The sequence below is a fragment of the Mesorhizobium sp. M0633 genome, assembly GCF_040320645.1.
Taxonomy (GTDB): Bacteria; Pseudomonadota; Alphaproteobacteria; order Rhizobiales; family Rhizobiaceae; genus Mesorhizobium.
Map to the genome: position 1 here is coordinate 60,779 of NZ_JAMYQC010000013.1, position 19,027 is coordinate 79,805.

15 protein-coding genes are annotated in these 19,027 nt (G+C 60.8%); 13 read left to right on the top strand and 2 right to left on the bottom strand.

The window, feature by feature from the left end:
• The first annotated feature begins 4 nt into the window (after positions 1-4).
• The gene (locus NKI47_RS15970) at positions 5-7,921 is read left to right on the top strand and encodes a LysM peptidoglycan-binding domain-containing protein (protein WP_352591438.1); all 7,917 of its coding nucleotides are present in this window, start codon (positions 5-7) and stop codon (positions 7,919-7,921) included.
• On the opposite strand, the gene NKI47_RS15975 is transcribed toward NKI47_RS15970, so the two are convergent.
• Together NKI47_RS15975 and NKI47_RS15980 are read right to left on the bottom strand one after the other, a co-directional pair.
• Positions 7,905-8,870 (bottom strand): LysR family transcriptional regulator, encoded by a 966-nt coding sequence (locus tag NKI47_RS15975; RefSeq protein ID WP_352591441.1) that lies wholly within the window; start codon positions 8,868-8,870, stop codon positions 7,905-7,907. The genes NKI47_RS15970 and NKI47_RS15975 overlap by 17 nt on opposite strands.
• A gap of 3 nt (positions 8,871-8,873) precedes the next feature.
• Entirely contained in the window at positions 8,874-9,596 is a 723-nt protein-coding gene (locus NKI47_RS15980; RefSeq protein ID WP_352591444.1) for a L,D-transpeptidase, read from the bottom strand.
• A gap of 399 nt (positions 9,597-9,995) precedes the next feature.
• Between NKI47_RS15980 and NKI47_RS15985 the strand changes: the two genes are divergently transcribed.
• The 12 genes from NKI47_RS15985 (at position 9,996) to NKI47_RS16040 (ending at position 18,935) form a co-directional block, all read left to right on the top strand.
• Complete coding sequence (locus tag NKI47_RS15985) at positions 9,996-10,472, top strand: type III secretion protein (RefSeq protein ID WP_352591447.1); 477 nt, start codon at positions 9,996-9,998, stop codon at positions 10,470-10,472.
• An 18-nt stretch (positions 10,473-10,490) separates the two neighbouring features.
• Positions 10,491-11,120 carry a hypothetical protein gene (locus NKI47_RS15990; RefSeq protein ID WP_352591450.1) on the top strand — a complete coding sequence of 210 codons (630 nt, stop codon included), beginning with the start codon at positions 10,491-10,493 and terminating at the stop codon, positions 11,118-11,120.
• 22 nt (positions 11,121-11,142) lie between these two features.
• Entirely contained in the window at positions 11,143-11,970 is an 828-nt protein-coding gene (gene sctJ / locus NKI47_RS15995; protein WP_352591453.1) for a type III secretion system inner membrane ring lipoprotein SctJ, read from the top strand.
• Entirely contained in the window at positions 11,967-12,587 is a 621-nt protein-coding gene (locus NKI47_RS16000) for a SctK family type III secretion system sorting platform protein (protein WP_352591455.1), read from the top strand. Before sctJ ends, NKI47_RS16000 begins: the two co-directional genes overlap by 4 nt.
• Before the next feature lie 5 nt (positions 12,588-12,592).
• The gene (gene sctL, locus NKI47_RS16005; protein ID WP_352591457.1) at positions 12,593-13,207 is read left to right on the top strand and encodes a type III secretion system stator protein SctL; all 615 of its coding nucleotides are present in this window, start codon (positions 12,593-12,595) and stop codon (positions 13,205-13,207) included.
• Positions 13,204-14,562 carry a FliI/YscN family ATPase gene (locus NKI47_RS16010; protein ID WP_352591460.1) on the top strand — a complete coding sequence of 453 codons (1,359 nt, stop codon included), beginning with the start codon at positions 13,204-13,206 and terminating at the stop codon, positions 14,560-14,562. The genes sctL and NKI47_RS16010 overlap by 4 nt, the downstream gene beginning before the upstream one ends.
• Complete coding sequence (locus tag NKI47_RS16015) at positions 14,549-15,031, top strand: hypothetical protein (RefSeq protein WP_352591463.1); 483 nt, start codon at positions 14,549-14,551, stop codon at positions 15,029-15,031. Before NKI47_RS16010 ends, NKI47_RS16015 begins: the two co-directional genes overlap by 14 nt.
• A gap of 20 nt (positions 15,032-15,051) precedes the next feature.
• Positions 15,052-16,173 carry a type III secretion system cytoplasmic ring protein SctQ gene (gene sctQ / locus NKI47_RS16020; protein ID WP_352591466.1) on the top strand — a complete coding sequence of 374 codons (1,122 nt, stop codon included), beginning with the start codon at positions 15,052-15,054 and terminating at the stop codon, positions 16,171-16,173.
• Complete coding sequence (gene sctR / locus NKI47_RS16025; RefSeq protein ID WP_352454246.1) at positions 16,166-16,819, top strand: type III secretion system export apparatus subunit SctR; 654 nt, start codon at positions 16,166-16,168, stop codon at positions 16,817-16,819. The genes sctQ and sctR overlap by 8 nt, the downstream gene beginning before the upstream one ends.
• 17 nt (positions 16,820-16,836) lie before the next feature.
• The gene (locus NKI47_RS16030) at positions 16,837-17,106 is read left to right on the top strand and encodes an EscS/YscS/HrcS family type III secretion system export apparatus protein (protein WP_352454247.1); all 270 of its coding nucleotides are present in this window, start codon (positions 16,837-16,839) and stop codon (positions 17,104-17,106) included.
• Between the two features lie 9 nt (positions 17,107-17,115).
• Positions 17,116-17,931 carry a type III secretion system export apparatus subunit SctT gene (gene sctT, locus NKI47_RS16035; protein WP_352591469.1) on the top strand — a complete coding sequence of 272 codons (816 nt, stop codon included), beginning with the start codon at positions 17,116-17,118 and terminating at the stop codon, positions 17,929-17,931.
• 161 nt (positions 17,932-18,092) lie between these two features.
• On the top strand, positions 18,093-18,935 hold the full coding sequence (locus NKI47_RS16040) for a D-glutamate cyclase family protein (RefSeq protein ID WP_352591472.1): 843 nt from the start codon (positions 18,093-18,095) through the stop codon (positions 18,933-18,935).
• Positions 18,936-19,027 lie beyond the last annotated feature (92 nt).

The window sequence follows — 19,027 nt, forward strand, 5'->3', positions numbered from 1 at the left end:
CCTCATGGTTCGCCCGATAACGCCCACCAAGCCGCCGGTCCAGCCGCAAAAGGTCAATGCCAAGGCAAACGCCGCGCAGATAGCGCGGCTGGAGGCCCAGGCTGCCAAGCTGCGGGAGCAGATCAGGCTTGCCAACAGGATGGGCGAGCGTGATTGGGCGGCACAGGCCCGCCAGGAACTGGCCCATGTGAGCACGCAACTGGATTCGCTTCAGTCGCCGCCGGTTGCGGCTTCGGCAGCGCCGAGGGTCAACGTCGTCAACGCCAGCAACGGCACATCCGTCAATGGCAGGACGGTGACGCCGGCTCTCTACACGCAGACCAATGTCGCGGCACTGGCGGCGACACCGGTGAAACTGGATGGCAGCACGCCCGAAGACAACGGCGCGGAAGCGACGGCTGCGCGCAACATTGTCAGCGACGTTACCGGCGGCAAAAGCATCGACCAGATTGCATCTGCCCGGGGCGTGACGCGCGAACAGGTTATCGCCGCGCTCAGGTCCGGCGGGATGACCGTTTCAACCGCTCACCCGAGCGGCAATGGCGACGTGCTGACGACGAAGATCACGGATGCCAGCGGCCGCACCATCACGCAATATTACGACTACCAGCACGACAGCTACTACACGAGCGTGGAGCAACCCAACGGCACGGCAACCACTACACCGATCCGGGATGGGCTCGGGCGCAAGGAAACCAGCAGCTATAATCCCGACACCGGTGCCATCACGACGCGTTACGAAGACGATCTGCGCACCGGAACCGTCACCGAGCGGACCACCTTGCCGAACGGCGCTTCGGTGGAAACCGTTACACCCGGGAACGGGCCGGCCTTGCCGGTCACCACCGTCAACGGTCCAGATGGTCGCAAGACTGTCCTCGCTGCATCTCAGGATCCGGGCGGGGCAACCACCCAGGGCATCAAGGATGATCTCGCGGACGGCAAGAGCATCGAGCAAATCGCGCAGGAAAGGGGTCTGACCAACGAGCAGGTCATCGCCGAGCTGCAGGCCGCGGGCTATCAGGTCACGACGCGCGAACCGACGAGCGACAATGGTGACGTGCAGTCGGTTGAAGTCGTCGATCCGCACACCGGCGTCAAGACCGTCTACTATCACGATTACCAGCATGATGAGCGCACCGTCGTGACGACGTCTGACGGCAAGGAAACGACGGGGTCGGAGGACGGGAACGGCAGGACGCGCAACAGCGTTCGCAACACCGAAACGGGCGAGACCACAACCACAATCGTTGATCCGAAGGCCGGAACCGAAACCACGATCGTCACCGACAAGGACGGTCGGGTGACGACAACGACTACGGAGGAGATCAATGGCGGCGAGCCCGTCGAGTACGAGGTCAAGCCAGGCGACAACCTGACCCTGATAGCGCAGCAATATGGCGTGTCGCTGGACGATCTGAGGAGAACGAACCCCGAGCTCTTCAATTCCCCTCGTGACCCCGACATCATTCACCCGGGCGAAAAGGTTACCATCGAAAACGGTACCCGCACGACCGTGGAAGTCACCTTCAACGGTTATACGCTGACCACGAGCCCTGATGGCAGCATGACGCTGCACAACAACACCACCGGGACCGACCTGAAGATCGAAGCAGGAAGTACGCAGGAGGCGTTGGCCAGGACGCTGTTGGCGGTGAACCCCAACAGCAGTGATGCCACGGAGGCAAAAGAGGGCGAGGTCGTAAAGACCTTCGTCGAAGGGCTGCTGGCGGGTGAAGCCTTGCCCAGTCTCATCGACGCGGCAGAAGAAGCCGGACAAAACAAACAGGACCTGATCGAGAGATATGGTCTAGGTACCGTCGCCACGCCCGAGCTGGACGGTGAGAACAGGGTTGTCAATCCATTCGGCGATCCGCCGCAGGGTAATGCACCCTCCGGCGGAAAGTGGACGCTGATGAAGATCGATGGCGTCTGGACCTGGGTCGATCCCGAGGTGGCCCAGGCCATCATAGCTGAGAACATCGCGCTGTCCCAAATTACAGAGACGCGAGCTCTGGCCGGTCAGCGGCAGGAACAGTTCAACGTCTATATGCTCGACTCCGCCTACAAGGATGCTGTTGATGGGGCGCAGACAGTTATAAACGAGGCGTTGGCACCCCATGGTCTGCAATGGACCCCGCAGAAACCGGAAGGCACGGTTGCCGATGCGCAGGAGCGGCTTACCAAGGCCAACACCTTGCTGCAGAACGCGCAGGATGCCCGTGGCGAATATGAGACTGCTGGGCGCATTCTCGCCGACGCCATCACCCAGCAGAGCGAACTTGCGCCGCTGATTGATCCCAATGCAGACGTTGCATCCGCGCAAGGGCAGCCAGGTCCCAATCGGCAAACGCAGTACGCGCAAGGCCTCGCGGATCATGCGGCTGTCGATCAGCTGTTCTCCGAAGTCGGCCTGCATCTGAGCAAGGGCGACAAGCTCACCATCGACTTCCTGGTGGGGCAAGCCGAGCTTGACGGCGTTCCGACCGACTCGAAGGAATATCAGGACCTCAAGGCGCTGCAGACGACAGCAGGCAATCAGCTCGAATTGGCGGAAGCCTATCAAAGCTACTTCAACGCCCATGCCGATGCCACGCAAGTAGGTGCGCAGCAGACGGACCTCGAGCAGAGACTGCTCGCCGAATACAATAGCGAGCACCAGTTTCTGTTCGAACAGGGAAAGAAACATCAAAGGGTCAGTGGCGATTATCTGGGTCTCTTCCAATCGCAAAAACTTGAGGTCCGCGACGGCCAGCTGTGGGTGGTCAACCAGTTCGAAGAGGGCACGACCGAGCAGCAGCTCACCTACAATCTGAGCGAAACGAACGTCAGGGATGAGTACCGCGATCGGCAACCCAACAAGGACTGGCAGCAGCTTTTGGGCGGCAGCAGTTCCACCGGGCCGGTGTGCACGGCAAATGGCCTGGAAGCGGTGAGGGCCAGCGAGGCGCAGGCGGCGCAGAATCTCAACGATGTCCTGGATCGGCAGCTCGGCGACAGCATTGAAGACCTGAACTCCGAGCTGTCAACGCTGCAGACCAACTTCAACAATGCGTTGACGGAGCACGGGCCAGGAACAGTCGATGCTCCTGAAGGCACCCTGCCCAATGGCGTGCAGCCTGTCGAGATCAACGTCGGCGGACAGACAATCAAGGTGGCGCCGGAGGTTGCCCAGACATACAACGAGATAGGGATCGATGCGTTGACCCAGAGCGGGAAGGCAGTCTGGATCGACCTGGATACAAAAGATGACGATGCCAGTGGACGCTGGGTTGATCCCGAACTAGCGGTCGCCAAACTCAAGCTGGACGCGACAAGGCTTCAGATAACGCAGGCCGAGGAGCTGCGCGGGCTGGTGCAAGGCTTCAGCGACTATCATGAGCTTCGGTCCAGCGATCCCTCGTTGCTGGTTGACCGCAACAGCACGGTGGACAAGACCTATCTAGACGAGCATGAGCAGCAGACGCTTGACGGCATCTATCAGCCGAAGTTCCAGCAACTGCTCGACAGCGGCTACGACAACGAGTTCCGTGAAAAGCGCGGCACGGCCCTTGAGGAGACGGTCGCCAGAACGCTCGGCATAGATCGTTCGACCGAGGAAGGTCTCGAGGCGATCGAGAATGTGACGGAAGAGATTCGCGATATCGGCGGCGACAATCCTTATGTGCGCAGCGTGCCGATTTTCTATGTTGACGATGAGGTCGGGACACAGCAGGTCGCGCTGTTTGCTGTGCGTGACGGAGACGGCAACACTCGCTATGTCGATGTGACCGGCAAAAAGTTCGACGACCTCGGAGATTTCCAGGACAACAACAACCAGTTCGGCGAAGATGGCAAGCTCGTCGTCCCCAAGGGTCTGGAGATGAAGGCCGGCGATGACGGCAGGATCGAACTGGAAGTCGTCAAGTCGCGCAATGTTTCTGCTTGGGACAAGGTCGTCGATCCGCTGGTTGGCATCGGGACGGGTATAGCCACCATTCTGTCGTTCACGCCGGCCGCGCCGATTGCAGCACCCTTGGCCTATACGGGCGCTGCCTATCTCGGCACCCGAGCGGTCATAAACCAGGTCAACCATCTGGAACATGGCGGCGAGTGGGACGATACCGAGTCGCTGATGAATGTCGCCAGCGTGGCAACCACGGTTCTGCCGATGGCTTCCAGCGGTCTGCGCACCATTGGATCAGCAGGAAGGGAAATGACGGCCGCCGGATTGGCGGGAAAGGAAATGACGGCCCTGCAGGCCTTCCGTGGCAGCATAGGCGCAACACGGTCCAGCTCGCCCCTGGCGCTCGAAACCCGAACCTACATGCAGTCGACCGCTGGTTTGAACAAGGCGGCCTGGGGAATGGATGTCGGCTCCGTGATTGTCGGTGCACCTTTGCTGGCGACATCGGCCTACGATCTCGCTGTCAACGGGGAGCAGATGAACGGTCTCCAGCTTGCCAACGCGCTTACGGGTCTTGGCACCGGCATTGCCGGCACGGGCCTCGGCATTCACGGACTGCGGGCACTGCGACCTGGAACGGGCACGCAGGCAAGCGTTTACAGGCCGACCGGGGAACAGGGATTTCAAGATCCTAGTCATCCTGTGATACCTGGAGAAGTGGTCAACACCAGTGACGCCAGCGGTGACGGTCCGACGATGCAGCCGGGCCGCGATCCGCATGGGTCGACTGGGCGCAATTCACCGCCTCCCGCTGATAGCGATCCCATCATTGTGCCGAACAAGCCGGCAGGAAAAGACGACTCGATGCGCCTCGTCTGGGATCCGGAGACGCGCAGCTTCACCGGCATGCCGGAACCCGACACAAGCGGGCACACGTCTCCGGGCAGAACCCTGCGGCTCCAAGACAAGAACGGCGAGGTGATCGTCGCGGCGATGTTGGGCACGGAGCCCAGGAGCCCGGAACAGGTGTATGTGCCGCCTTCCGACGGACCGCGCGCGCCGGCCGATGCGCCGGAGGTCGCGGACAAGACGCACATACTGGTATACGACCCCGATACGGGCGAACCCGTGGTGCTACCCTGGATACGTGGTGCTTCCGACGACCATGTGCCGGGGAATCTTGGGTATCCCGAGGAGGGCAATCAGCCTGTCGAAGGCGCGGGCGATCCTACAAGACCCTTGCGTGGCAATGTCGGCCCGTTTGTGTTCCGGGCCGATACCCGCTCGCCAACCGAGATCAGGGACGCGGGAGGCTTCTCGCCACCGCCCCCGACAGGAATCTGGGTGGACAATCCGCAAGGCATTGCCCTGAGCAACTATGTCATGGGCAATACCCATGGCCGTTTCGTCGGCACGAGCCAGTCGATCTCGGGAGCCAAGGCTTTCGTTTCGGAAGAGTCACGAGCCGCTCGGCAGCAAGGTTACACCTATCTCTACACGCTCAATCCAAGCAGACCGCGCCTCCACGTCCCGACTGAATTCGAGGCAATGGGCCGACCCGTCAGCGACAGGATGGCCCGCGTCGACGAGACCGCAGTCGACGGCAGAATACCATGGAGCGAGGTCTATGGCTGGCGGATGATGGATCCGGACGGGAATTTCGTCGGTGAGTTCACGCGCAATGAGGATGCCGTCGCGCCCGGCACATCGACGCAAAAACGCCCACAGGTCATCTTGCGGCCGGCCGACGAGTTCTGGGATGTCAATACGCCAGCACAGACCGAAGCGCCGCCGCCCCCAGTGGCCGAGGTGGTCAGCAACGAAGCCCCAGCTGTGACTGGCGAAACGCCACAAGCGGTGAATATTGCTGCCGAAACGCCGACAGCCGCTACATGGCCGCCGGCGCCCGACCGGGGCAGGGCGGTTTTTGACCCTGACCGCGGAAAGATCGTCAGCCTTGAGCTTCCGGTGAGCTCCGCCGCGGAACCAGGATATGCGGAACCGGTGCGGGCGCCGACCGGGCCGGAGGTCAGGGCGCTTTCAGCCGATCAGATTTCCGAACTGACAGGCACGCAATTGCACGCCATCAAGCCAGAGCATATCGCCAAGCTGGCGCCTGAGCAGGTTGCTGCACTGAGCCCCGAGCAGATCGGGCAGCTGACGTTTGATCAACTTGCGGCGCTTCGGCCGAAGCAGTTGCGGGCGCTGAGTGCCGAACAGCTCCAGGCGATCAGGCCAAGCAGATTGCAGGCCGTTGCCCCTGGCCGTATCACCGGCTTACGACCGGATCAGGTCGCTGCCTTTTTACCCGAGCAGCTCGCTGCCTTGACCATTGAGCAAGTGCGCAAGCTGACACCCGACCAGATCGCCAAGCTCAGTGATGAGCAGCGCAATGCCCTTACGTCGGAACAAGTCGCCGCCATGAGACCTGCCCAATTCGGCCATCTCGATGCGACCCAGTTCGCGGCGTTGAACCCTGATCTCGTCGCAGCACGCGATCCGGTGGCAACGGCAAAGCTGTCGCCGGACCACATCTCGGCGCTTACGCGGGAGCAGCTTGGCGCTCTGACCATTCATCAGATCGAGGCGCTGACGAAGCAACAGATAGCGGCGCTGACGCCGAAGCAGCTTGCCGAGTTGAGCCCAGGCCAGTTGCGCAAGTTCACGCCTAAGCAGTTTGCCTGGATGTCGACGGAGCAAACAAACGCCCTCTCCGTGCTGCAACTGACGACCTATCGGGCAACGCATAAAAAGGCGATGACGCCGGATCAGGCCACCAGCGTCGATCTGGCCCTCAGCTATGCCAGGATGCGGGAAAACGCTCAGGCGCTCGCCACCTTTGGCGGCATGTCGACCACCTCCTACATGTTGTGGAGTTCATTGCCGCCAACCTGGACCGCCACCGCCGGATCGGTGGCATTTGGCGTGCGAGGCATGGTTTTCGGCGCCCAGGCGCTCTTCCCCAACGCAACCGCAGGTCACAAGCCGTTCGGGCGATTCCTCAACGCGCTCGGCGGAGCCACATTCATTGCCGCAGCGCCAGGTGCCGCGACCGGGATGATCCAGGGTAAGGATCTTGTCGTCAACAGCACGTTCACGCTCGGCAACATCGTCTATGGCACGAAGTCGATGCTGCAGTCGTTCACCGGCAGACCGGTGATCCGAAACCTGGCCGAACATCTGGCTGGACCCGGCTATGTGCTTGGCTGCGCCGTCTATACGCTGCACTCCTGGCCGGCGCCGATCGCCACAGTCGCCGGCACCATGTTCACCTTCGGTTGCGCGGAATTCTGGGCGTCGGCCATAAGGACGGACCGGATGAATCGCCGTTCAGTGCCGCGAACCGATGCTGATATCGCGGCGGCGGAAAAGTCCGACAAGAGATGGGCTGCATGGGATCGGTGGACTCTGGGCATCACCTTCGGCGTTGGAATGCTTCTCTTCTCGCTGGACGCCCTGCTCGCGGAGCCTTGGGAGGGCGCGAAGACCCCCCCTCCACCCGATCCGAAAAAACCGGATGGCGATGCCTCGTCCCAGCAACCCGATGATCCTTCGGATGTTCCAGGTGGCCCGCAGATCCCGGGGGAGGATTTCCCGCAACTTGTCGTGGTCGCCGATGACGGCCTGAATTTGCGGACCCGGCCTGACGGGGATTCGACCGTGGGAACCGTTCTGCAATCCGGCACATTCATCCAACAGACCGCGAAGCCGTGGGCCGATCCGTCAGGGGAGACCTGGATACCTGTCCAAGGTTTCGGACCGGACGGCGAAATGCATAGCGGCTGGGTTTCCGGCGACTATGTCGAGGCTCATGCCGAGGGCAGCAGCAATCCTGAGGGCCGCACGAACCCAACGCTGGAGAAAGACGGTTATCGGTGGGTCGAGGTCAGGGATGGCGACAGCATTCGCCTGATAGCCAAGACCCATTCTGCGGATGTGGCGGACACGGTTGTGCTCAACATGGACCATATTCTGAGCCCGGACGTGATCTTCTCAGGCGACCGCGTCTATCTGCCGATCACCTCGATCGGCTGAGAAACCGCGGGCCGAGCCTATCGTCCATTGACTCCTGCGCCTTGTCGGTTCTCGCGGCATACGCGTTTGCGACACTGGCGGCGAGTTTTGCCGCCCGCTCAGCTGCCGGATTGGACGGTTCGGAGGAGTAGGAGGCGGTAAACTGCAGATCTGACGGATGCCATTCGCAGTCGACAATGCGCAGTTTACCGCTTGCGGTATAGTCCTGGACGACTTCCTCAGGGAGAGAGGCGATGCCGATACCATTGAGTGTCATTTTGATGGAAGCGGCCAGCGAATTAGCGGGAAAGATACGCGGCGTCTCTTCCAGTTCGCCGGTCAGCTTGCGGTAAAGTTCGCTGTAGGGTCTGGTGGTCCGCGCATAGCTGATGATTGGGAATTGCATCAGATCAGTCAGCGTCAGCTTGCGCCGCGGAGGCAGGTTCAGGTGCGGCGAGCAGACCCACACGAGCGGAAAGGACGGCATCTCGATGTTCTCGATGCTGTGTTCCAGAATTGGGCCCATCAGCACCGCAAGATCGAGTCGGTGCGACATGAGTTCGTTGCGAAGGGTGGTCGTCGCATCAACGACGATATCGGTATCGATAAGCGGATAGTTTGCTTGCAGCTCCCGGAGGAAATCCGGTAGCCAGGTGTGAACGATCGTTTCGGCAACCCCGAGCCTAAGCACCCCTGCCGTCTCTGAAAGCGAGCTGGCCGTCAGTTGCAGCCGTTCCGCTACCCGCAGGACCCGTTGAGCAGACGGCAGAAGCCGTTGTCCCTGGGCTGTCAGCCTGACATTGCCGCTCTGCCGCTCGAACAGCTTGGCACCTAGCGCTTCTTCCAGCCCGGCAATTCGGTTGGATACTGCGGGCTGCGTGGTGTTGAGTCGTTCGGCAGCCTTTCGAAAGCTTCCGAAAGTCGCCACCAGTAGAAAGGTTTCGAGCTGCTTGATGTTGAAAGGGATCACAATTCAATGCCGGACAATAATCTGAGCGCCGACCTTTACGCGGTCAAACAGGTCAATGACGTCTTCATTGGTCATGCGAATGCAACCAGAGGAGTTGGCTTGTCCGACGGTCCACGGCTGATTGGTGCCGTGGACGCGATAAAGCGTGTTTCCGATATACAGTGCCCGTGCGCCCAAAGGGTTGTTCGGGCCTCCGGCCACGTGCGCAGGCAAGATACGGCCTTTTGATGCTTCTCTGGATCGCATTTCGGCCGGTGGCCGCCAATCTGGCCAGTCCTTCTTTTTCGAAATCGTGTCGCGACCGGACCACTCCAGCCCCTCCTTGCCGACCCCCACCGCGTATCGTAGCGCTTTGCCGCCCCCCAGCACGTAATAGAGACGCCGCTCCGTGGTGTTGATCACAATCGACCCCTTCGGCTGAGCCTCGCTGAATGTCACGACCTGCCTGGGAATCCCTGACTCCTCGGGCGTGAATTCTCCGTCCGCCGTCAGGCCGGAAGCGCTAGGCGAGACCAGTACATTTCTTCCCCGATCGTATGTCCAACTTCTAGGGTCATAACCGCTGTTCGATTGGGCCTGCGCCGACGCGATTGCGGCAATCGACGCCACCGCGACCAGAACCGATGCACTCAATGCCTCGATGAGACGCGTTGCCGCAAACCTCTTGCCTCGAGCAACGCCTGCGGGCACGTCCAGCTTCGCGAGCAGGCTGTTGGTTGCCGTCACCGAGACCACTCCTTTCCACATACCAATGACCCCGAACCCGGTGGTAACCGATTCCTACCCGCACTGTATCGTCTTGCGGTTCCTTCGCAACATTTGGCACAGGACGTTGGTATGCAATCCAATTGGACTTCCCATTTTCGAGTGTCCACGATAGAATGACATCGGCGGACAAGCTATGAAGCAAGCGAGGCGGGGCATTACTCGTGGGTCGCTTTCGATAGGACCAATGTGACGGGACCCAGCATCAGCCATGGTGATCGGTTATCTGGAGGCAGAGCTGCCCTAGTGGCCTGCCGGCTTGCCGTCGTCCTGGCGCTCGGCTTTGGCTCCCAGCCTGCGTTTGCTGCCGAACCGCGCTGGCCCCCTGGCCCGTACAAATACATCACGATCGATCAGTCCGTGACAGACGCGCTGGTTGAGCTCGGCCGCAACATGCGGGTGCCCATGCGTCTCAGCAAGCTGGTAAAGGGGCGCCTGAGCGCCGGCATGCCGGTTGGAACGGCTCGCGAGTTCCTCGAAGAGATATGCAATCGATACGGGCTGGTCTGGCATTTCGACGGTATCGTCATGAACGTCGCGACGGAAGCGGAAGTCCAGACGGAAATGATCCCGCTTGATGCCAACATGGCTGCTGGCGCCGAAGACAGGCTTTCACGGCTGGGCGTCAGCGACCCGAAGTTTCCAATAAAGGTTTCCAAGCAAGACGATGTCATCTCGGTATCGGGGCCGCCATCCTACATCGAACTCGTCAGGAAAACGCTCGGGGTTCCTGCCACGCCGAGCACGAAGCAGGAAGCCGGCAAAGCTGTGTCGGTCCGCGTTTTCCGCGGAAAGCAGGCGGAGGCGCAGACTGTCCCCTCCGCCAAACCGAACTAAAAACTGGAGGGCACATTCATGCAAATCGCGCCGATTGGAGCCCTAGAGGCTACGCTTGCAAACTTGACCACCAGCATAAGTTCGCAACAGCAAATCACCGCCGGCGCGGCAGCGCAGCCCGGTAACCGAATGGTGGGCGCCAAGCAAGAAAAGCACGATGCCGCGAAGGTCAATATGCCTGAGCGCAGTGATGTCGCGACGCCGGCTGGTCAGCAGGTGGCGCAGACGCCCGGCGCCAATCCGGCAATAGGCGGACAGACTTCCAAACCGGAGAAGACCGAGCCGATCGTCGAACACAAACTCTTCGACTACATGGCCGAGACGGAAAAAGCCGCAGGTGGGGTGTTCACGGAACCATCGGCCCTTTTCGGTTCTGCCGTTAAGTCGCTCGAAGGAACCATGCAGCAGGTCCAGAAGGCTCTTGGCCAGGCTAACGCTTCCTCAAGTGCTGAAACGGCCGCCACGCCGGATCGCGCCGACAAGACGGCCCCGTCCGGCAAGGAAGGCGAAGACTCCCCAGCCAAGAACGCAGAGCAACTCCTGGAACGATCGATTTCGGTGATGTGGGCAGCCGCCAATCTCGAGGTGGTTACGAGCAGCGTGACGGCCGTCACGTCGTCCACCAGCACGCTGATCAAGCAACAGTAAGCGCCGCGGAGTGTTCGCGCCCATGCCAACCTCGCAGCGGCGTTTAACGCGATTGGATCGATGCGGCGCCAGGTTTCGCGTTGCGCTCGTTGTCATGGGTATGCTTGTGCTCCAGGCGTGTTCGGTGGAGTTGTATTCCAACCTCAACCAGCGGCAGGCCAACGAGATCGTGGCCACGCTCATGCGTCACGGGATCCCGGCCCAACGCGAGGTCGGCAAGGACGGCAAGATGACGGTTTCCGTACAGAAGGGCCGCTTCGCCGAAGCTATGGCCATTCTCGACGAGAGCGGCTTGCCCAAACAGGAATTCCAGACGCTCGGCGAGGTGTTCAAGAGGGATGGGCTTGTGTCCTCGCCGGTGGAAGAGCGGGCAACGATGATCTATGGCCTGAGTCAGGAGCTGTCGCAGACGATTTCGGACATCGACGGCGTACTTTCGGCGCGCGTTCATCTCGTCCTGCCCGAAAACGATCCGCTGAGGCAGCAACTGGTACCGTCCTCCGCCTCCGTGTTCATCCGGCATCGCGCATCCGTTCCGATGAATGAGCTCATCCCGCAGGTCAAGATGCTGGTGGCCAAGGGCATCGCCGGGCTGACCTATGACAATGTTTCCGTCACCCTCATTCCGGTTGCAGCGACAGCCCCCGAGCAGGAAACCGGCGAGGCCGGGTTCACCAGCTTCCTCGGCCTGTGGCTACATCCCGACAGCGTCGCCGCCGCGATGTCACTGTTTTATGGCATGGCGGCGGCCATATTCGTGCTGGCTGGTCGGTTGGCCTACATGCAGTGGTATCGACGGCCCGGCATCTATGCGCTCGATGCTTCCGCAATGCCGGTGAAGAAAACATGACCCAGCCCGGCTCGGAGCAAACTGCCAGCCCGGAATGGCAGGCATTCATCTCCAAACCCGCGTCCTATGTGGATGCGGCTTGGCTCGCGGAGTGCTTTGACGGCGCGGTCGGCGAGGCTGCCTGCGAGCGCATGCTGCGCTCGCAACGCTTGCAGGAGCGACTGTCGAAGCTTCTGCTCGATCGGCATAGGCTCTCTCCAGTGGTCGAAGAGCCGGCCGACGAGGTGGATCGAGCGATCGCCTTGTCGTCTGGCGAAGAGCTGGAGGAACTTGCACTTCGCTCGGGCGCGATCTACTGGGCTGGGAGTCTGGCCGCTGTCATTGTTGGGCGCGAAGCGGCCGCATTGCAGGCGGCGCTTGGGGCTGATCTGTGCGCTTTCGCCCTCGCCAACCGCGATCTGGCCGGCCCGATTGATCGATTGGGGCCGCTGGAAGACATTTCCGGTCGCGTCTACGGCGACGGCCTGAGCTGCCTTGGCGCCTGGTGTCAGATCATGCCGGGCGATACGAGCATGCGGGTGCGTCTCAAGCTGGTGCCGCAAGAGCTCATCCACCAGCCGTCAGCCGAACAATTTGCCGAGGTCGGCCCCGCGATTGTTCGACGAGCGATGAGCTAGACGAGATGATCGAATCGGGCAAAGCGTCGGAAGCTCTGAGGCGTCCCTACGCTCGGATCCTGCGGGCCGCCGAGGTGCGCGCTCTCCAGGATGGGCATGCGTTTCTCGATGAAGCAAGGCGTGATGCGCAGCAGTTGCGCGACGCCGCTCGGCGAGCCTATGCGGCCGAATATGCGCAGGGCTATGACGACGGCAAAACGCAAGGCGATGCTGAGGCCACGCGGCTAGTCAGCGAGACGGCGGTCAAGGTGGATCGCTATTTTGGTGGGCTGGAATCCGAAGTCATTGGCCTTGCCGTCGATATCGTCAGGCGAATTCTGGGAGAATTCGACGTCGGCGCGCTTGTCGCCAAAGCCGCAAGACAGGCGGTGACTGAAATCCGCCGCGCCAAGTACCTGAAACTCCGAGTTCATTCCGCGTCCATCGAAAGGGTTCGTGATGAGCTGGACGCAGTCTTGCGCCAGAGTGATCTGGCGATGACGGTTGAGATCGACGCGGATGACGCGCTGGCTCCGGACGCCTGCATCGTTTCGACCGACTTTGCCGTCGTCGACGCGAGCATCGACGCGCAGCTCAAAGCCATAGCTGCCGCGATTGCGCCGAAGACGGAGGTCCGATGACCGCGCCCGCCGCTGATATCGAAAGCCGTCTGGCCACCATCATTCCGAATTTGCGTTCGGGCCTGCGCGACGATACCGGCCGGCCCAGGAAAGGGCGTGTACGGCGTGTCGCCGGCACCGTCATTCATGCGACCGTGGAGGAGGCCCGTATCGGCGAGATATGCGAACTCGTCGACCCTAGGACCGGAAGGGTGACCAAGGCGGAAGTCGTCGGCCTCATGGACGAAATGGCGATCCTTGTTCCGCTGGGCGATTTGGCCGGTCTTTCAAACCTGACTGAGGTCGTGGCGACCGGAAAAGACCAGCAGGTGCTCGTCGGCCCCAGCCTTCTTGGTCGCGTGATCAGCGCGCTTGGCGAGCCATTGGACGGCAAGCCGCTTTCGCCGGACGGCATCGCCGGCAGCTATCCGGTCAATGCCTATCCGCCATCTCCGCTGGAGCGCGGCTTGATTTCCCAGCCGATCCAACTCGGAATACGCGCACTCGATGCGCTGCTCACCTGCGCGCGCGGCCAGCGCGTCGGAATCTTTGGCGGACCGGGCGTGGGAAAGTCGATCTTGCTTTCCGATATCGTCAGCGGCACCGATGCCGATGTCGCGGTGGTCGCCCTTGTTGGAGAGCGCGGACGTGAGGTACGCGAATTCCTCGAACAACAGCTCGGGCCCGAGGGCAGGGCGAGGGCCATTGTCGTTGTTGCGACCTCCGACCGTCCCGCCATTGAGCGTGTCAAGGCTGCCTATGTGGCGACCAGCATTGCCGAATATTTTCGCGACCAGGGCAAACATGTGTTGCTTGCAATGGACAACCTAACCCGGTTTGCCCGTGCGCACCGAGAGATTGGCCTGGCCGCGGGCGAGCCGCCGACGCGTCGCGGCTTTCCGTCTTCGCTGTTTGCGGTCTTGCCCCGTCTGCTCGAGCGGTCAGGCACGGGTCGCGTCGGATCCATCACCAGCCTCTACAGCGTTCTTCTTGAAGGCGACGGTACGCTGGACCCTGTCGCCGAGGAAGTTCAGGCCCTCCTTGATGGCCACGTCTTCTTGTCGAGCGAGCTTGCGCAGCGCAACCATTTCCCGGCCATTGATGTCCTGCGCAGCCGAAGCCGCCTCATGGATGCGGTTGTGGCGCCGGAACATCGGTCCGACGCCGGCCACCTGCGTGAACTGCTTGCCCGCTACGCTGACATCGAGCTTCTCCTGCGCGTCGGTGAATACGAAAAAGGCAGCGATCCCGTGGCGGACGAGGCAATGGCGAAGATCGATGTCATCAACGCCTTTCTGCGTCAGGCGTCCGCCACTCATGAGAGCCTGGAGAGGACACGCCAACTCATGCGGGAGATCGTCGGTGAAAGATCGTGAGATGATCACTCGATTACGCGAGCTCAGACGCCGCCGTGAGGACCGTGCAAGGGAAGAGGTGATCAAACGGCACGCCGCTTTGGACCGGGCCGCGAGGGAGGGTCGGCAGGCGGCCAGTGCGGTCACGGAGCACCTGCAGCGCACGGTCGATGCCGAAGATGCAGCGTTCGGCTCGCTTATTGGGCATCCGATAAAAGCTGCCAGCCTTCACCAGCTACAGGGCCGGTTTGAAATCGCCGCCAGAAAAACCGAGCAATTGCGTGAAAACGAGAAGATGGCCGGCGTCGCCGAGCAGCAACGGCAAGCGGAACTGTCGGCAGCTCGCAATGATCATCGTGAGGCCATGAAAGCTCTGACGAAGCTGGACGGGGTATTGGAGCATCTGATCAACCGCACCGCTCGACGTTGCCTGGCGCTTGCCGAGCTTTCCGAGGAAGGAGAGCGCGGTCCAACGCGCCTGCCCACATAGCCCATTTTGTGATCGTGAATATGGATGTGATGCCCCAAGCCTTTGCGTCGGGAAAAACGAGAGCGCAGGTAAAGCCGGCAAAATGCAAGGCCTCACGGTCGAGCGTTGGCGAGCGGCTGGTGCTGAACTCTGTTGCGTCTGTCGACGTTGAGGCATTGAACGCCTTCTACCGCCGGCGCGCGCACGCGGAAATCACGATCGCGGGCAGGGCGGTGCCGATTGCCGCCGTCTGGCCGGCGCCGAACCCTGCGGGCCAGCGGTGGTACACCATTGCGTTCTCCGTCGGAGACACGATGGGCAAATTGCGCCTGCCGCTTTCCGTGGTCGAAAGAGGCTTCGCCAGGGCAGACGAACTGGTCGACATGAAGCGGCTGGCCCCCGCCCACGCCGCACTGCTGCTGGAATCCGCGTTTGAAGAGGATCTCGAATGGATTGAGGCCAAGCTGGGCGACACTATCGCGCTCACCTCGGTCACACAAACAGAAGCAGTTTCGGTTTCGGGCGAGACCCCGTTGGCTTTTGTCCTGACCGACAGCCAGGAGACGATTAACTGCGTCTTGAACACGAGTGACGCCAGCCTGGCGGTTCGGATCGGCCGTCTTTTTGACGAGATCGCTAAGGCCAGACCGCCGATCCCGGCCGAATTTCCTTTGCCGATCTGCCTTCGGCGTGGCGCACTCAAAGTAACCCTTGGCGAGCTGAAAAGCCTCCAGGCTGGCGACGTGGTGCTTTTCAGGAATGAGGCGGAAGAACGCAACGCGGCACTCATCATTGCCGAGCACCTTTATGCATCGGTGGCCCTGACTGCCGCCGGGCCGCAATTGCTTGCCGCGCCGACCCCCGTCGCCGGATCCAATTGGGAGTGGACCATGAATCAGAACTCGCCGCCGTCAGTTGGCCAGACCTTGGAAGAGTCAACTCTGGACGAGTTGCCGGTTGTACTCGCTTTCGAAATCGGCCGCACGGCAATGCCTCTCGGAGAGGTGAGGCAGCTTGCGCCCGGCGCCATCGTTCCGCTCGCCGATGTAACGGAGGCGATTGTCGACATCATCGCCAGCGGTAAACGTGTTGGCAGTGGCGAGATCGTGCGGATTGGGGAAAGCCTGGGCGTGCGGATCCTTCGTATGTTCGATAATGCTTGAGAATTCGCCCAATCTCCTTGGTATTCTGATCGCCGTCGGCTTCGTCGGGTTGCTGCCTCTGGCGGTGGTCACGATGACGGGGTTCTTGAAGATTTCGGTCGTGCTGTTTCTCATCCGCAATGCACTCGGCGTCCAGCAGATGCCACCCAATCTGGTGCTGTACGGCATAGCGCTTGTGCTCACCGTCTATGTCACGACACCGTTGCTGAGCGAGATGTCTGGCCGACTTCAAGAAGGGCAAGTTCAGTTCCAGACGACCGATGACCTCGCCAGGGCAGCGCAACTGGTCAGGGAACCACTGCAGCGACACCTTATGAAATTCACTCAGCCGCAGGAGCGGCAGTTTTTTCTCGATGGAACGAGCCGCCTTTGGCCGGAACAGGCGCGGCAGAACCTGAAGGACGACGATCTCTCGATCCTTGTTCCGGCCTTTGTTGCGTCCGAGCTTACCCGAGCCTTCGAGATCGGTTTCCTGCTTTACCTTCCTTTCCTCATCATCGACATCGTTGTCGCCAATATCCTGATGACGCTCGGCATGATCATGGTCTCGCCGGTCCTTATTTCGATTCCCCTGAAACTGTTCCTTTTCGTCGCCATAGATGGCTGGTCGCGCCTGATGCATGGCCTGATCCTGAGTTACGGCTGACGACATGGCGGGTGCGCATGAACAATGACTTCATCCTGGCGAAGGTCCAAAGCGCGCTTTTGACGGTGCTGTTCGCGTCCAGCCCAGCGATCATTGCGGCACTGGCGGTCGGCATCCTCGTCGGCCTTGCCCAGGCGCTGACACAGATTCAGGACCAGTCGCTGCCGCAGACGATCAAGCTTGTCGTGATCCTGCTGGTCATCATCGTCTTAGGTCCTGTGCTTGGCCAGCAGATCGCGCAGCAGGCATCGACGGCTCTGGACGAATTCCCCGTCGTCACACGTTGAGGCACGCAGGTGCCGGTCGAACCACTCTTCGCGTCTGTCAAAGACCTTCAGGTCTATCTCTTGGCAGGCGCTTTCGCGCTCGCACGCGTGGGTGGTTTCATGCTTCTGATGCCGCTGTTTTCGCGTGTGCCGCTATCAGGGCTTCTGCGCAATGGCGTGGCATTGGCGCTGGCAGTTCCAATCTTTCCAATGGTCGTGAGCAAGCTGACGAACAGCGACATCACGACCACGATGATCGCAGCCTACATTCTCAAGGAGGTTGTGGTCGGTGTAACGCTCGGGCTGTGTATGGGGATACCGTTCTGGGCAGCAGAGGCTGCCGGTGACATCCTCGACCTGCAGCGGGGCTCTACGATGGGGACGCTGATCGACCCTATGATGACGCACGAGACGAGTGCTACCGGCACCTTGCTCGCGGTCATCATGGTCACAATCTACCTGGCTGCCGGCGGCCTGCAGCTTTCCCTGACCAGTCTCTACGAGAGCTACGGCCTGTGGCCGATCGACAGTCTTCTGCCTGTATTCAGCAAGGATGCTGCGGGAATATTTCTGCGTCTGCTGAATCGCATCATGGCGATGGCGCTGACCCTCGTTTTCCCGCTCATCATCAGCATGCTCCTGTCCGACATTGTGCTGGCTTTCCTGGCGCGGGCGTCTCCGCACCTGAATGTTTTTGCACTGTCGCTGATCGTGAAGACGCTGGTGTTCAGTCTCGTCTTTGTACTCTATGCGGCTTTCCTGCTCTTCTACATGAACCGCGATCTTGGTTTCCTGCATGAGGCAAGCCGACAGATAGAAGCGATCGGCTGCCGCGAGTGTCAATGAGAATAAATATGAGCAAAAGCTAATAAAAAGCGCCATCCTTCGCCGGCCAATAAATACGATTTATCAATGAGGAAAGATTCTGATGATTTGACAAGCGGCAGACCTGCCGATGATCTTACGCGCTCTCGACGTGTCGTTGAAACGCGCATCCGTTGGAAGCCATGGCTCGCCCGATCACTTTACCGATCTACGAGGATTTGCGAATGGTCGATGCAGGCAGATTGCGCAGACTCGTCAGGATGGGTGCCTATGAAGGGCATACAGGAGGGCTTGCGCGCGGCAAGCTCCAGGCCAACGTCGTGATTGTGCCGCGCAGCTTTGCCGCCGATTTCTATCAGTTTTGTGTCCGCAATCCGAAACCCTGCCCTTTGGTCGGTGTGAGCCGTGCGGGCAGCCCATTTCTGCCTGCGCTGGGCGATATCGATATCCGGACCGATGCACCACAGTACAGCATCTATCACTTCGGCGAGATGATCCGCCACACCACAGACATCATCGACCTGTGGCGAGATGACTTTGCGGCCTTCGCGCTCGGCAGTTCGCTCACCGTCGAGGCCGCACTTGTCGAACGAGGCGTGAAACTCCGGCGTATCGGCCGTGGAAAAACCGCCCCCAAGTTCCGCACCAAGATCGAGACGTCCCAAGTCGGACCGTTCGGTGGCGAAATGGTCGTCTCCATGCGTCCGATACGGCATAGCGAAGTCGACAAGGTTCGCGTGCTCACCGCGCGCTTTCCGCATGCGCACGGGTCTCCCATCCATGTCGGAGAGCCCACGACGGTCGGCATCCGAAATTTGATGGCTCCCGACTGGGGTGATGCTGTCGAAGTCTTGGACGGGGAGATCCCTGTATTCTGGGCGAGCAGCCTGACCGCCCAAGACGCTCTTGCTCGTGCCGAACTCGCGATCTCCATCACAGTCTCGCCGGGCCATATGCTGATCACGGACGTGGATGCACGAGCGCTGTCTTGGATTAATTTCGAAATTGGCGCGAGCTTGCAATGATCGTGCTCAAGTCGGAGCTTGCCTGATCCAACGGCTCCGAATCACTTCGACTGCAGGGCGGACGCGAGGATAGCTACCCTTTGCCGCCGGAT